We start from the raw sequence: 14280 nt of genomic DNA, 5'->3' as shown, positions 1-14280 counted from the left end.
GAATCAATATAAATTTGATATGTAAAGGTTATAATTAAAAATATAAGAATGTCTATTTGCATATTAAATATTAAAATTTTATTCATTGAAAGAACATACGAATCATATAGAGTTTCTAAAACCTTCTATTGAAAAGGAGAATGTTTATGAAAAAATCTAGTGTCATAGTATTCTTACTAACATATGGTTTGTTTTATGTTTCTAGTATTTTATTCCCTATTGATCGTATTTGGTATGATGCGTTAGAAAAGCCATCTTGGACACCTTCTGGTATGACGATCGGAATTATATGGGCTGTATTATATGGACTTATTGCATTATCAGTTGCAATTATTTACAACAAGTATGGATTTAATCCAAAAACATTTTGGTTTTTATTCCTTTTAAATTATATCTGTAATCAAGCGTTCAGTTACTTTCAATTCAGTCAAAAAAATTTGTTTTTAGCAACAATAGATTGTCTATTAGTGGCTGTTACTGCATTTCTTCTTATCATTTATTCATTCCGCTTATCTAAAGCAGCTGGGTGGCTTCTAATTCCTTATCTGTTATGGACTACCTTTGCTACATACTTATCTTGGGCAATTTATAGTATGAATTAAATGTGTAAATGAAAACTTGAGCATAATAAAAAATGCTCAAGTTTTTTATGTTTATTAGTCAATATATATAAGTTGTGGAAATAAACAAACAAAGTTTAAGCTTAAGAAAATCTTTTTGTAATTAATTTTTGTTACTTAATTCTTCTATACATTCTTGAACAAGTGTGACCGCCTGACTCATGGTAGGGCCTCCGCCAAATGCAGCTGTTACTCCAACCGTTTCAAGGATTTCTTGTTCTGAAGCACCTTGATCCATACATCCCTTTGTATGATAAATGATACAATACTCATCCTGAGAATAAAGACTTATGCCCAATGCAATCAATTGTTTTTCCTTCTTTGATAACTTACCATCTTTAAAGCATTCTTCTGTAAAAGAATTAAATTGTTCAGTAAGTTTGGGCATTTTTTCAGCAAATAAACTCAACCCATGTTTGTATTGTAATAGGGCAGCTTCAGTAGAATTTTTATCTTTATATTCCATTTTAAATTCAACTCCATATGTAGTATGTATTAAACAAAGGATAGTATGGGCGTAAGTAGTTTTAATTAATCATAATTGCAAAAAGAAAAATAGATAATAATTTTAAGCTTAAATATAAAATGGGAATACTTTAAATTATTTTTGGATAGTCAGTAAAGGACTTTGCATACTTAATTAAAAATATTGCATAAAAGAAGGCAGAAATTATTGGCGTCAAATAGTAAAGACATATAATTAAGATTGAAACATTCAACACAAGTTCTAGAAAAATATTGGAAATAAGACGTTTATTTACTAAGATCTTGATGTTAGATAAGGACAATAAACTAATAAAAATATTGAATTGAATCTTTCTTCACTGTCTATATTATTTTAATGATTGTAAAAAATTATTTATAAAAATCCTACATAATTTTACTTAAAAGAAAAATACTAATACCTGTTTTAGTACTTTACTTCTAAAACATTAAAACAAAATTACTAACTACGATATAAGGAGGCAATCACTGTGGATATTCGTGAAGGATTAATTCCAACGGCACTAGGTACAGCAGTGACAGCAGCAGGTTATGCTCTTAAACAAACTCGTGGAACTAATAAAATGATTGCAAATACAGTATTTGGATTTGGTTTAGCTCACGTTGTTTTAGGTGTAATTGATCTTGTAGAACATCGTCGTTAGAAGAGAAGGCAAGCATATATTAATGCTTGCCTTCTTTATAATTTAATCTTCCTTGTTTATTATCGTTATTGAAATATGTATGGGAAATAAAGAATATATTGAAAATCCTAAATATTTTTCGAATTCCCTTTTTTGGATGATCTTTATCTTCAATATCAGTTTCTGGCATTCCATACAATCCATTCATGGCTTGTTCTACAGGTTGAATTATAGGGTTAATAGCATTTGTTGTTATTTTTTTGGAATAGTTATTCTTTTCCTTTTTAGAATGTGAAAAATTCAATTATATAAACTCCGAACATAAATGATTTTAAAAGTAAAAGGCAATAAATAGAGTTTGGCAGATAAAAACATGGATTATCTGCCAGTTGAATGAAAGATTAATTGAGCTATTAGTGTAATAGCACATACGTAGTATGTCATTTTTTCTAGAAAGTATGCCAGGTGATAAAGATTAAATTTAGTAAGTATAGGAGATAGTTCATTCAATTTCTATCATATAAATCAATTCTTCACAAATTATATATTATGTAAAGTTGTAAGTATGTCATTAAGCGTCAACAACTGCTAAAAATGGCTGTTGAAAGTATGGGGATAAGTGGTATTGAAAATTTTACTGATTTAAGACTTAACCTGATAAAAACTAAAATCTTTCTAGTTAATGTATATAATAGATTACTTATAGAAGGAACACCTAATATTTCTTGTAGAACCTTTGCGGCTGCTGGATCTGGTTTAATAATATCAATTAATTCTTCTTTATAATAAAACATACTGTATAACTCTTTTTCTAGATAGTTAAAAATGGTTATTTTATCTAATTGATGTTGGTTTATTCCTTGAATTGATTAAGTTATTATTAATGTTATTTGTATATATTTATAATAATTTTGAGTGGCATTCAGAGGTGCTTATGCTACTAAAAATCTATTTGAATGTATTTCTGCACATTCTCTAGAAAAAAAGTAGCCTTTAATTCTTTGAAGATAAATTAAAACTAGCTAAAATTCATATTTTATATATTTTATTAGTATTAATCAGTAAGAAAGACATGTTGGTAAGGGAGAGAAATGAGATGAATCGAACTTATGAAGAAAGCGCATTATTTGAACATAAATTTTGGCTTAGAGTTCTTGGAGACCATGCACAGTTCCTTTTAGATGCATTAGCTCCAAAAGAAACTGGAGATATTCAAAGAGCTATATATTTTGTAGAGAAATTTGATGGGTTTTTAACTCGTATTAATACTGTTAGTTTAATTGAATTTGCGAAAGATGTTAAACAATTGGCAGAAGAGATTAGGCAATTTAAGTTAAGTATTATACAAAAGCAATTAGAAGGAAAAATAGTTATTCACTTTACTCCAACTTTTATTAACCATATGGTAAATGAAGTAGAAGAGTATATAACCGTATTAAAGTATTTAATAAAAGGAGAAATACCCCCTGTTTTTCATGAACTACATTATCATCTTGTATGGTTAACGGATGCGGCTGGTCATGCTGGTTCAATTTCAGGTGAATTAGATCTTGTAGAGAAACGTTTGAAAGAGAAGAGTGAGATGTACGCCAAACACTTTGAACAGTTTTATTTAAAAGCTGTTGAAATGACGGGGTATTTACGTACAGAGCTTAAGCATTTTCCAGCTTTGAAGAAATTTACGCAAGATGTTTCATTAGAACTTAATTTATTTTCGCATTTTCTTCATGAAATAGAAGAGTTAGAATTATCAGAGCAAATATTAAGTTCATTATCCGCAAGAATGGCAGACCATATGGCAAGAGAAGAATGCTACTACTTACTAAAATTAGCACAATCATCTGGAGGAGAGATGCCAAAGTGTAATCCTCTTTAAGAGAAGGTAAAAAAAGCCACAATTATTTGGCTTTTTTTTCGTTTATTCCTCTTTTATTTTTTTCTTTCTGTTGTTTTACTTGTTCAATGCTAGCATTTAATGTTTCTATGATATTAATGATGTTTTTGGTTGGAGATATGATTTCGTTCTTTTCTTGTTCCTCAATTTTCTCTTCTATAAGATTAAAAAGCGCCTCTTTATATTCATCTGCATATTCTTCGGGTTTAAATGGAGTGGTAAGGTGATGAATTAGATTCATGGCAGTAGTTAATTCTTGTTTTTGTATTGGGTTTTCTTCAAACTTAGGAAGATCAGGCATGTTTTTTATATTTCGAATCTCATCAGGATAATGGATAGTCTGTAGAATAAGTCCTTCTTGAAAGCTACGAATAATAGCTAGATGCGGTTTCTTACGGATAGTAATATGAATAAGACCAAGTTTATTTGTTCTCTCTAATGATTCTTTTAGTAACAAATAGGGCTTTTCATTCCCATTGGTAGGACCAATAAAATAGGAACGATCGAAAAAAATTGAATCAATCTCATCATTTTGGATAAAAGATGAAATGCGAATAATTCGCGGCTCATCTTTTTTTTGTAGTGTTTCTAATTCTTTATCATTAATAATTATATATTTATGCGGCGCATATTCATAAGCTTTCACAATTTCTTCATCGCTTACTTCAGTTTCTGTACAATCAGGAGCAATCTTTTTATACTTAATTGGAGTAAGACATTCTTTATGAAGACTTAAAAATTTAATATCTTTTTCTTCGACAGCACTATACAGTCTCACACCGATACTTAACAAACCAAGTGAAAGAGAGCCTTTCCATACAGTATGCATTAAAACTTCTCCTTTCATAAAAAGAAAATGAATAGCTATATTATGAGGTAATAAGAAATATCATATGCATTCCTTATATTTTTTATATTTTGGGAGAGAATAAAAAAACTTTAAAAACGAGGTTTCACCGATGCAATTAGCTACTCATGAGTTACGTGATTGAAGTGAATTAATTGTTGGCTGTTACAATACAATTAATACGATGAGTACATACATTCAGCAAGCACAAGATTTAGAATTAAAACGATTATTACAGCAACATTTTCCACTCCATGTGGCAGACTATAATTTAAAAATAGAATTTGTCCAAAGCCAGAGTACGCCCGATATTGAGCGTTTTCAGCCCTCTAAGTTAAATCCAGGGTTGGTTTCTTATGTAAAAGCACCTATTGAACAATATCCACCTGTTGTACCTAGTATAAACGGAGCACCTCCGAACGATCGAGCAATTGCTACGGGCTATCTCTTAAATCAAAAATCAGCTGCATTAAATTATGCCAGAGCTTTATTGGAATGTGCAAATCCAAATTTGAGGTCTTTTTTAGAAAAAACCTTTTTAAATAGTAGTAGACATGCGTATGATATTTGGCAATACATGGTGAAAAAAGGTTACTATCCATTATCACCAGCACCAGATGCTGAAATAAAAGCTATAGCAGGCATTTATCAGCCTATTAATCAGCAATTACAATATTATAATCAGATTCATTGGATAAATCTGAACAGTAAAAATACTATTGTTCAGCTTTATTTTATAGAGGCAGTAATTAAAGATAACTAAGAGCTTCTGGCAAAAAGAAAGTATTTATAGGCTAGCCCTTAAAATGAGAAACTTTATTTCAAACTTAAATATATTTATTTTTTTAGTAAAAAAGATAAGATCTTGGATTTAATCTTATCTTTAGCACAAAAAACAACTGATATTAAGTAATTAACAAGGAGTCCTTTAAGGTTTCAAAATAACTTTTATACAATCGTCTTCACGATTATTAAATATTTGATAACCATAACTCGCTTCTTCATGGGGAATATGTGATACGAATAAAAAAGCAAGAGTAATTGTACCTGTGTCCTTTAGAGGAGAAAAATTTATGTTGTTTAGAACAACACACATAAAAAGAAAATCAGGTCATAATTATTGTTAAACGAAGTCTATGTAAATATATAAAAAGGGATAAGTAAAAAGTACTTATCCCAAGAAGGGAGATCCAAAACACCAAAATGGCTCGTATTAGTTGACAGGTGCAAAAGTAGTATATGTGAAATGAAAAATCTTATACAGAAAAACAGATAGCATTTTATTCTACCCGCCAAGTTTAGAAATTTATTCATGATTTCTCGAAAAGCAAAAGTACAGCCCCTGTTTATAGATATTGTTTTTAAAGGTGAGAAATTTATACGTAAAAACGGTAGACAAAAATTATCTATTTAATGAGATGGAGGTTTTGAAAAATAAATAGTCACACCGTTTTTATATAGAGGTGTGACTGGCAAGTTATGATTGTCTATTTATGTTGTACAAACTTTACCATTAAATTAGCAATTATATGTTGTTCCTGTTCATCAGCAACTTTCCAAAGCTCAGCTAATAATTTTTCTTGATCATTTCGCGCCTCTACTTCATTTGCTAAATAATCCCCTACACGGAATGCCATATCTGAAACAGCCTCACCAGCAATCCCTTTTCCTTCTGCTTGTTCTAAGCGCTCTCCTAAAAAGCTTTTCCATTGATCAAAATTGTCTAGTACTGACATAATTAATCACCTCACTATTAAGTAATAGATTCATACTTAATTTGTACAATTTCTTATTTTCTATGTGCAAATTTTTATTTTAACAATGTGAACCACCATTCAGCTCAATTAATTTGGTTATGGTGTAGCAAATTTAAACTATTAGAAAGAAATTTTCAAACCTGGCAATATTGGTACTAATACTTAAAAAAGGTGTGTGCTCAGTATGAAAAAGAAAATTAAGAGTTTACCATTACTTTAAGAATACTTTAGTCCTGATGAGCGAAAGTTTATTTTGCTTCTATTCTTAAGTCGATGAGCAGATGGTACCTCACCATAGGGTTAATCATAAATGTAATCCAAAATGAAATTCTTTGTATTCGGTCCATCTCAAATAAGATTGCAATTATTAGAACCTAGATTCTCCTTGATAAAAGAAGACATATTTTTATGGAATATAGGAAAAAATTTAGAATGTATTACTTTACATATTGAAATTTGTCAAAAGAAAAGGTGATTGAATGGAATTTTCTAATGAAAGTATAGCTTATCATGCTGGAGATATTGTCTATATTTTTTACCGAAACCCCCATGCTCAAGATGTAGCAAATATACAAGCCGCAGCAGTTGTAAATAATCCTGAGAGACCAAATGAGTTAGCTTTATTTCTTTACGAAACTTATTATCCACTAACAAATGAGATGGCTGTTTATTCTACTGAGGAAGAGGCAAACCAAGCTTACACATACTATTATGGGGATACTTCAGAGGGGGTGTTAGAATGAACAACCCATTTATGCCTAAGCTTGTATATTTTGAACCCAAAGCATTAGATTATCCATTAGGGAAAGAGCTTTATGAGAAGTTTTCAAAGATGGATGTTGAAATTCGGCATACTACTTCCCACAATCAAGTAAGAGACCTACCAGGCGAAAACGATTTTCAAAAATATCGAGTAGCAAAATCTACTCTTGTCGTAGGGGTTAGAAAAACACTAAAATTTGATACTTCAAAGCCTTCAGCGGAATATGCTATTCCCTTTGCAACAGGGTGTATGGGACATTGTCATTATTGTTATTTACAAACAACGATGGGAAGTAAGCCATATATCCGTACTTATGTAAATGTTGACGAAATTCTAGAAGCTGCTGACAAATATATGGAGGCTCGTATACCTGAATTAACAAGGTTTGAAGCCTCGTGTACATCAGATATTGTAGGAATTGATCATTTAACTCATACTCTTAAACGTGCAATTGAGCATTTTGGAGAATCTGAGTATGGAAAGTTGAGATTTGTTACAAAATTTCATCATGTAGATCATTTGCTTGATGCAAAACATAACGGAAAAACTAGATTTCGCTTTAGTGTAAATGCTGATTATGTTATTAAAAATTTTGAGCCTGGGACTTCTCCGTTAGCTAAACGAATTGAAGCGGCAGGAAAAGTAGCCAGAGCAGGATATCCGCTAGGTTTCATTGTGGCTCCTATCTATCTTCATGAAGGTTGGCAGGAGGGATACTATCATATGTTTGAACGTCTTGACGCTGAATTACCCCTTGATGCAAGAGATGATATTACATTTGAATTTATTCAGCATCGTTTTACAAAGCCTGCTAAGAGGGTGATTGAAAAAAATTATCCTATGACAAAATTAGAATTAGATGAAGAGAGAAGAAGATATAAATGGGGAAAGTACGGAATTGGTAAATATATTTATCAAAAAGAAGAAGAAGAGGATATAAAAAATCATCTATATTCTTATATGAAAAAATTTTTTCCAAATGCAAAATTAGAATATTTTACATAATATAAATTCAGATTCTTAATATAAGAAGTGTAATTAAAAAATATGCGTTCAAAGGTCAAAATTACATGTATGTTCAATTAGCTTATTTATTAATTACATGCTAGTTGGAGCGCATCAATTTTTTAGGAGCATATAAATTTAAGTAATTACATTCATTCATAAAAACCTTGTTGCATATGAGGTGTAGCAAGGTTTTTATGAATTTGTTTAATACTTGTTTCACGAACGTTTATATTAGTTAATACTTTATTTTTTTAACCAACGTAAGACATATTATTTGTTTGGATTTAAAAACTCAAGAGCTTTTTAAAAAACTTGTTGGCCTGTTAGTGTATTCATTTTAAATTGAAATTCATGTGCCAACTCTCCAAAAACATTTTTATCAAAGAAAAGCTTATCTACTGGTACTCCCTTACAATACATAAGCTAATGCTTTGGCTTGATCTTTGAATGATGCAGTATTTCCAACAGTAATAAATGTTGGTGGATAATCTTTTGTAAGTGTTTAAATATGGAGTCTATTTCTATTTAAGGGGATATTTTGAAATTATTTTTTCGAAATATGTAATACCGATTCTCATTTTTACATCTACATTAAATATAAAATGATCATCTCATATTATGTTTAGTATGGATATATTAAGAAAAAACATCCTAATAACTAGAGAAGTAACATCCTGATTAGTCAATATGACAAAAATGTAATGTTAATGAAATGTAATTCAACTGACACTATGAATGAAATTATATAAAATAAATTACATAAATGATTAGGAGTTAAAGCATTCTTATAATGACAAAGGGGAAGTATACATGAGAAATATATTAAGTGTGGAAAAAATCGAGAAATATTACGGTAATAAAGATAATGTAACAAAGGCTATAGATAATATTAGTTTTAAGGTAGATTCGGGAGAATTTGTCGGGATAATGGGGCCTTCAGGAAGTGGCAAAACTACATTGCTTAACTGTATATCAACAATTGATCATGTTACTACTGGAAAAATAATAATAAATAATAGTGATATTACTCGGATAAAATCAAAATCACTAGATAAGTTTAGAAAAAAAGAGTTAGGGTTTATGTTTCAGGTGATAAAAACTTTAAGTATATGTATAAGGTAACTGGATTTGATAAAGACGGTAAAGAAAAAGAGTTAGAATTCGATGCTCAAAAAAACCTTCGTAAAGATGCATTCCTACGTGTCTACTACTCTGATGAAAAAGGTGTATCATCTTGGGAAGAAGTGGAGAAGGACGAGCTTCCTGCGAAAGTGAAAGAAAAACTAGCTGCGAAATAATAAATATAAAAAGGATTTGGCCCTAAAGGTCAAATCCTTTTTTATTTTCAAAATCTTCTTCTGAAATGACTGTGAATCATGTACTTTCTTTCAAAATTTTTATTACTATAATGTACAGATATCGAAGATGGAAGAGGATATTATAAAATATCAAACTAGCGGTCGTATTCGTTCTATTGAATTGATTAAACCAAAACTTAATAAGTATAAGGAAATTAGAGATTCATTGAAAAATGAAATTGGGATTTTCGGTATGCCTAAACATAAACGTGAATATATAGGAGAGGAAAGAAAAATTGATGGTTAACAAACATCCGAATGATACAGAACATTTCAGAAGTTTTGTATGCTAGTCGAATTCCTGTACGTTAAGTGCAGGAATATTTCATTTACATAATCCGTATTATCTGAAGTTAATAAAGTCTGTTACACTCTTTTCTGTAGGAAGGTTTCCATAATATCCTTCTTGAATTTTTCATAATCAAACTGAAAAGCTACATTATGCGTTTTATAGCCTGGATTAGTAACAAAACGAAAGTCTGTAATACTTTGACCAAATCCTTCTCCTTGATCAGGAATTACTTTAATGGGTACCTTTGAAAGGCCAATGGACTCTTGATTCAGCAAATACCACACTGTTACAAAATCATGCATAGGACTTCCACTGATACCAGGATTAGACTTGGAGTAGAAATTATAATAATAATCTAACATAGGTTTGATGATAAGCCCTACAGGATCCTGTGTATTCCGATGAAATGCATCGATTTTCTGGACCATTTCGGGTGTAACAATCGCATGTTGAGTCACATTTAAAGGAATAATTGTCAAATTCTTTGCATGCTGCAGAATTAAATTTGCTGCATAAGGGTCTGCGTAAAAGTTAGCTTCAGCCACAGCAGTTACGTTACCTGGATAGAAAAAAGCTCCCCCCATGCAAATGCATTCTCTTACGTTTCGCATTGTTTCTAAATTCAATACAAAAGTCGTAGCTAGCGAAGAAAGTCTTCCTAAATTGATAATTGTAAGATCTTCTAAATTTGATTCTATAATTTGATAAATATCATTTAAAGGATAAACTGGATATGGAATTTCAGGGGGAATAATAGGGCCTAATCCGACTTTTCCATGTACCTCAGGGAAATACTGAATCAATATACCTGTCAACGGTACAGAAGCACCAAGGAATACAGGTATCTCTTCTCTTCCCGCAATGTACTTCAAATAGTTAATATTTCTTATTACATTTTCTCTTGATACATTTCCATAATCGGCTACAATTCCTACAAGTTGAATGTCTTTACGAAAAAAGGTGTACAGTATAGCAAACGCATCATCAATCCCCAAATCTGTAAACAGAAGAACCTTTTTTTGCATATCTCTTCCTCCCAAATCTATAGAATCCTACTTTCACTAATGATGTAGTGGTCAGACTAAGCTTTTATGTATTTTATGTATTCTTAAAGAGTGGATTCTATTCATTTGTAATAGCTTTGCTCATCTAAATTTGATATTATGTCAAGCGTAAGTTTCTGTTCTTAAGTTGATGGGTATGTGGCGCTACCTCATGCCCATCAACTTAAGGATTCGGAATGAACCAAAAACTCATAAATTATATACGTGTTTCTAACCTTGTACGTCGCGTTGGAGGTGGGCGGCATAATGTTTGTGGAACATATCCTAGCAAAAAAATGGGTTGTACAATTCAATATGAATCATTTTCTGTTAAGTAAAAAAAGAACCCTAAGGTTCTTTTTGTTTTATGTTATTGTTTGTTACGTATAAGTACAGTGGAATTTTTTATTTAAAAAGCATCGGTAAAAATCCAATAATGTCGAAAGTGAGATGGCAAATCCAACTTACCCAAACGCTCTTTGAATTTTTCCATATATAAATCAGGAATAACCTAACAGGGACTATAGTTATCAATAATTGCATTGGCACGAAACCATAAGCAGGAATATGCCATAAGGCAAACAGAACGCTACATATTATTGATGCTGTACCAAATTTTAATCCTAATTTTTGTAATGCGATGATTATGTTAGTACATAGCAATTCTTCACCCATTAACATGAATGGTACACGGATTAAAATCATAGAAACACTTATTACTTGAGCAACAGAATTTGTAGTTGGGGGTTCAAAAATATAACTATATAGTGCGCCTGAACCCATGCCCACGATAATCGTTAAAGGCAAACCCCAGAGTAATGTCTTAAATTTAAAATGTTTGAATTGCTCTAAAGATATTTTCCCTAAAAAATAGTATCCTAAAATTCCACATAATACAAGATTCCATGAAGCTTCAAGAATCATTGCTAATAATTCAGGTATATGACTGACTATAAGTGCGATACATTGATATGCAATTCCTGAAATAATTAATAATCCTAAAGCCAAAAGAGATTTTGAATCAATTTTCTTTTCTGTTTCTATAATCTTTGTTTCCACAACAACCCCTTCTTTCTTATTATTTCATTAATTACAAATATATAATAACATATATTAATCCGAATTAATGGTAATTCAGAAGGGGACAATACCTTTTGTGTAATATCGTTGTATACATGCAGTAAAACGATTTTTTAACAAACTTAATCGGCTTCTTTAGCATACCTACTTTTTATCGTTGCTAGTATGCCAGAGCAGTTCGCCTGTATTAAAGAAAGGATTGAAAATAAGCCGTTAATTTCATATTTAGGTGAGGAACAGGTTTTACTTACATATTATAAAAATAGCTATCTATATAAAAATTACATAACAGTAGCTGATATAAATCCATTAAACAGGACCATTACTTGTACCGATGCTTTTCGTAATCAAAGAATGTTTAAGTTTGGTGATGTAATTGAGGTCGAGTAAAGTGTGAATTAAATTCATATAAAGGTTTATGGCCAACCATTAATAAATAGTTGGCCATAATTATCTCAAAGATCCATATCTTTTAATCCAGGACTATGCTCATTTGGCATTTCAGGAAGTTCTGGTATAGGAAAACCTTTTGGCGGGTCAGTTACTGTTAATGTTCCTTTGTTTCTACTTGGTGATTCACCTTGGAATATTTCTCCCATTCTTGTTGGATTTAAACTAAAATTAAATTGTGCGTTATGGAATCCCATGTCTACATACTTTCTGCACTCTGGGTATTTATTAATATCATAGTTCGGTACAGGAAAGAGTTTTCCCCATTCAACCCCTAATGTCTCTAAAGCTTTTGCGAAAGCATTTTGATGTGCATTATCACGTACAATTAAAAATGCAAGTGTTTCTCTAAAGGTTTGATTGGAACTCATTTCATAAATTCTAGTTTTTTGAAGAACACCTGTAGATTCAAGTACTACGTTATCTAATAAATCGCTAATCAAATTCCCATGACTATATACCCAAGATCCATTCCATGGGTTGCCAGCTGCATCAACAGGTAATGAACTTTGAGCACCTACAATAAAGTGGTGAGGATTTGCATGTTTAACCGCTTCGTTAAGTGGTGCTGTGTCAATACCAGCATTTCCTGGCTTAGATTCACCAGATCCAGTTAATAGTTGATTAATTGTATGTTGTACAAGTTCTACATGGCTTATTTCCTCTAAAAAAACACCTCGAAGTAAATCACGATATTGCTTTTCTTTACCTCTAAAATTTGAGCTTTGGAAGAAGTATTGCATCATTGTACGCATTTCACCATAGTGCCCACCTAATATTTCTTGTAAAACTTTTGCAGCAGCTGGATCTGGTTTGTCCGGCTTGATAATATTAATCAGTTCTTCTTTATAATAAAACATGAAGTACACCTCTTTTTAAAATAGTTAACATTATTATATTTTCCAATAATAGGATGTTTATTACTTATATTCTTCTTTTCTCTGATTGTGGGTTTTTCCTCAAAAATGTGAAGGTGTGAAACAACCATTTTAAATTTGAGATGAGTGTGGGGAGATTTGAACTTGTATTGCTTTTAAATAAAGTCACGATGTTATTAAAAAAGAAGCATTGTTTTGAAGAAGGACGAGATGTTTATAAAAAAGTTCCCATGATTTACTCCTTTGTGTTAAGTGACAAGAAAGTTGTTTCATTAAAAGGCCATTTTGTGAAATAAGAGGAAAGGTCTCATTCTCAATTTTAATAGACATTTTAATTCGCGTACTGATAGAATAAGCAGAAATATAATATAGGTGGGATGGAATTGAGAAAAAGATTAGGCTGCTTACACGCCCATTATTCGAATATAGAATATATAGAAAATGCACTTTCTTCATTTAACATTGAATTAATACATTTTGTTGACCCGGCATTAATGTATCGAGTTACATCAAATGAAAATTTCCTAGAATCAGATGCTCAATTGAAAGTTAAAGAGCAAATAGAATGGATTGCCCAATGTAATGTTGATGCTATCCTTATTACTTGTACAAACTATATTGCAATTTTACAGGAAGACCAACTCTCAATATCAGTGCCAATTATTAAAGTTGATGAACCTTTCTTTGATTACATTAGCAATATACAGCAACCTCAGACAATTCTTTTTACAAATCCTGCAACTGTTGAAGGTACAGTAAAACGTCTTAAACATCATGCTAATAACTATCAAAAATCTTTAGATTTAGAAGTTATTGTTATAGATAGTATTTTTGAATTGATAATGCAAGGGCTAAAAGAAGAATACAACCAAGAAATTACAAAGTCCTTAAATCAAATCATTAAAGATGAAAAGAAAGTTATCTCCGTTGCTCAATTATCTATGGTTGATGCATCTCAGCAAGTTGAGTATAAAACATCTAAGACTATTATTAATCCATTGAATACATTAGTATCTTACATTGTTAATCAATTAGAATTAGAGAAGAAAAATCAGTGATAAACTGATTTTTTCCTTCAGTTAAAGGGCGTTTTAATTGAGCAAGGATCACAAAAATTATCAAACTTTTTTATAAAAGGATGATTCAATTAAATATAGAAAAAG

15 protein-coding genes and 5 pseudogenes are annotated in these 14280 nt (G+C 30.8%); 11 read left to right on the top strand and 9 right to left on the bottom strand.

Annotated elements, in window-relative coordinates:
- Positions 1-146: 146 nt before the first annotated feature.
- Positions 147-602, top strand: coding sequence for a TspO/MBR family protein (locus tag MKO96_RS21575; RefSeq protein WP_240588615.1), 456 nt, complete (start codon positions 147-149; stop codon positions 600-602).
- 121 nt (positions 603-723) lie between these two features.
- Here MKO96_RS21575 and MKO96_RS21570 read toward each other — a convergent pair whose 3' ends face one another.
- Complete coding sequence (locus tag MKO96_RS21570) at positions 724-1086, bottom strand: carboxymuconolactone decarboxylase family protein (RefSeq protein ID WP_088058929.1); 363 nt, start codon at positions 1084-1086, stop codon at positions 724-726.
- A 508-nt stretch (positions 1087-1594) separates the two neighbouring features.
- Between MKO96_RS21570 and MKO96_RS21565 the strand changes: the two genes are divergently transcribed.
- A complete protein-coding gene (locus MKO96_RS21565) occupies positions 1595-1768 on the top strand; it encodes a hypothetical protein (protein WP_000354585.1) in 174 nt (57 codons plus the stop codon).
- 121 nt (positions 1769-1889) lie between these two features.
- Here MKO96_RS21565 and MKO96_RS21560 read toward each other — a convergent pair.
- Positions 1890-2051 (bottom strand): annotated as a pseudogene (locus MKO96_RS21560) (DUF4021 family protein); the annotation flags it as partial.
- Between the two features lie 409 nt (positions 2052-2460).
- Positions 2461-2541: pseudogene (locus MKO96_RS29625) on the bottom strand (manganese catalase family protein); the annotation flags it as partial.
- Positions 2542-2843: 302 nt separating this feature from the next.
- On the opposite strand from MKO96_RS29625, the gene MKO96_RS21550 reads away from it, so the two are divergent.
- Positions 2844-3623: a DUF2935 domain-containing protein gene (locus MKO96_RS21550; RefSeq protein WP_240588614.1), complete on the top strand. Its 780-nt coding sequence runs from the start codon at positions 2844-2846 to the stop codon at positions 3621-3623.
- Between the two features lie 22 nt (positions 3624-3645).
- Here MKO96_RS21550 and ku read toward each other — a convergent pair whose 3' ends face one another.
- Positions 3646-4470, bottom strand: coding sequence for a non-homologous end joining protein Ku (gene ku / locus MKO96_RS21545; protein ID WP_087981108.1), 825 nt, complete (start codon positions 4468-4470; stop codon positions 3646-3648).
- A 172-nt stretch (positions 4471-4642) separates the two neighbouring features.
- Between ku and MKO96_RS21540 the strand changes: the two genes are divergently transcribed.
- Entirely contained in the window at positions 4643-5251 is a 609-nt protein-coding gene (locus MKO96_RS21540) for a spore coat protein (protein WP_240588663.1), read from the top strand.
- 724 nt (positions 5252-5975) lie between these two features.
- Here the strand turns inward: MKO96_RS21540 and MKO96_RS21535 are convergent.
- Entirely contained in the window at positions 5976-6224 is a 249-nt protein-coding gene (locus MKO96_RS21535) for a DUF3243 domain-containing protein (protein WP_087981107.1), read from the bottom strand.
- Positions 6225-6724: 500 nt separating this feature from the next.
- Between MKO96_RS21535 and MKO96_RS21530 the strand changes: the two genes are divergently transcribed.
- On the top strand, positions 6725-6988 hold the full coding sequence (locus tag MKO96_RS21530; protein ID WP_087981106.1) for a transcriptional regulator SplA domain-containing protein: 264 nt from the start codon (positions 6725-6727) through the stop codon (positions 6986-6988).
- Entirely contained in the window at positions 6985-8013 is a 1029-nt protein-coding gene (gene splB, locus MKO96_RS21525) for a spore photoproduct lyase (protein ID WP_087981105.1), read from the top strand. Before MKO96_RS21530 ends, splB begins: the two co-directional genes overlap by 4 nt.
- Positions 8014-8319: 306 nt before the next feature.
- Here the strand turns inward: splB and MKO96_RS21520 are convergent.
- Positions 8320-8541 (bottom strand): annotated as a pseudogene (locus tag MKO96_RS21520) (alpha/beta hydrolase); the annotation flags it as partial.
- Between the two features lie 285 nt (positions 8542-8826).
- Here MKO96_RS21520 and MKO96_RS21515 point away from each other — a divergent pair.
- From MKO96_RS21515 to MKO96_RS21505, 3 genes and pseudogenes are all read left to right on the top strand, one after another.
- Positions 8827-9105, top strand: a pseudogene (locus tag MKO96_RS21515) (ATP-binding cassette domain-containing protein); the annotation flags it as partial.
- 17 nt (positions 9106-9122) lie between these two features.
- A pseudogene (locus MKO96_RS21510) lies at positions 9123-9314 on the top strand (YxeA family protein); the annotation flags it as partial.
- Positions 9315-9441: 127 nt separating this feature from the next.
- Positions 9442-9621, top strand: coding sequence for a hypothetical protein (locus MKO96_RS21505; RefSeq protein WP_240588613.1), 180 nt, complete (start codon positions 9442-9444; stop codon positions 9619-9621).
- A 119-nt stretch (positions 9622-9740) separates the two neighbouring features.
- Here the strand turns inward: MKO96_RS21505 and MKO96_RS21500 are convergent, their stop codons facing one another.
- Positions 9741-10691 carry a nucleoside hydrolase gene (locus MKO96_RS21500; RefSeq protein ID WP_087981102.1) on the bottom strand — a complete coding sequence of 317 codons (951 nt, stop codon included), beginning with the start codon at positions 10689-10691 and terminating at the stop codon, positions 9741-9743.
- Positions 10692-11114: 423 nt separating this feature from the next.
- A complete protein-coding gene (locus MKO96_RS21495) occupies positions 11115-11768 on the bottom strand; it encodes a CPBP family intramembrane glutamic endopeptidase (RefSeq protein WP_240588612.1) in 654 nt (217 codons plus the stop codon).
- A gap of 186 nt (positions 11769-11954) precedes the next feature.
- Here MKO96_RS21495 and MKO96_RS21490 point away from each other — a divergent pair, with 186 nt between their 5' ends.
- The gene (locus MKO96_RS21490) at positions 11955-12179 is read left to right on the top strand and encodes a YolD-like family protein (RefSeq protein ID WP_483298330.1); all 225 of its coding nucleotides are present in this window, start codon (positions 11955-11957) and stop codon (positions 12177-12179) included.
- Between the two features lie 65 nt (positions 12180-12244).
- On the opposite strand, the gene MKO96_RS21485 is transcribed toward MKO96_RS21490, so the two are convergent.
- Entirely contained in the window at positions 12245-13099 is an 855-nt protein-coding gene (locus MKO96_RS21485; RefSeq protein ID WP_240588611.1) for a manganese catalase family protein, read from the bottom strand.
- Positions 13100-13494: 395 nt separating this feature from the next.
- Between MKO96_RS21485 and MKO96_RS21480 the strand changes: the two genes are divergently transcribed.
- Positions 13495-14175, top strand: coding sequence for a hypothetical protein (locus MKO96_RS21480; protein WP_087981099.1), 681 nt, complete (start codon positions 13495-13497; stop codon positions 14173-14175).
- Positions 14176-14280: the final 105 nt, after the last annotated feature.

Origin of the sequence: Bacillus sp. ES1-5, from assembly GCF_022487605.1 — a bacterium.
Classification (GTDB): Bacteria; Bacillota; Bacilli; order Bacillales; family Bacillaceae_G; genus Bacillus_A; species Bacillus_A wiedmannii.
The sequence above is the reverse complement of the archived record's forward strand: the minus strand, read 5'-3'. Positions and strand labels throughout refer to the sequence as shown.

What these genes read in the sequence shown, in the direction of transcription:
- MKO96_RS21480 (WP_087981099.1), top strand. Translation starts at nt 13,495, where the DNA reads ATGGAATTGAGAAAAAGATTAGGCTGCTTACACGCCCATTATTCGAAT.
- MKO96_RS21570 (WP_088058929.1), bottom strand. Translation starts at nt 1,086, where the DNA reads ATGGAATATAAAGATAAAAATTCTACTGAAGCTGCCCTATTACAATAC.
- MKO96_RS21485 (WP_240588611.1), bottom strand. Translation starts at nt 13,099, where the DNA reads ATGTTTTATTATAAAGAAGAACTGATTAATATTATCAAGCCGGACAAA.
- MKO96_RS21530 (WP_087981106.1), top strand. Translation starts at nt 6,725, where the DNA reads ATGGAATTTTCTAATGAAAGTATAGCTTATCATGCTGGAGATATTGTC.
- ku (WP_087981108.1), bottom strand. Translation starts at nt 4,470, where the DNA reads ATGCATACTGTATGGAAAGGCTCTCTTTCACTTGGTTTGTTAAGTATC.
- MKO96_RS21575 (WP_240588615.1), top strand. Translation starts at nt 147, where the DNA reads ATGAAAAAATCTAGTGTCATAGTATTCTTACTAACATATGGTTTGTTT.
- MKO96_RS21550 (WP_240588614.1), top strand. Translation starts at nt 2,844, where the DNA reads ATGAATCGAACTTATGAAGAAAGCGCATTATTTGAACATAAATTTTGG.
- MKO96_RS21535 (WP_087981107.1), bottom strand. Translation starts at nt 6,224, where the DNA reads ATGTCAGTACTAGACAATTTTGATCAATGGAAAAGCTTTTTAGGAGAG.
- MKO96_RS21505 (WP_240588613.1), top strand. Translation starts at nt 9,442, where the DNA reads ATGGAAGAGGATATTATAAAATATCAAACTAGCGGTCGTATTCGTTCT.
- MKO96_RS21500 (WP_087981102.1), bottom strand. Translation starts at nt 10,691, where the DNA reads ATGCAAAAAAAGGTTCTTCTGTTTACAGATTTGGGGATTGATGATGCG.
- MKO96_RS21490 (WP_483298330.1), top strand. Translation starts at nt 11,955, where the DNA reads ATGCCAGAGCAGTTCGCCTGTATTAAAGAAAGGATTGAAAATAAGCCG.
- splB (WP_087981105.1), top strand. Translation starts at nt 6,985, where the DNA reads ATGAACAACCCATTTATGCCTAAGCTTGTATATTTTGAACCCAAAGCA.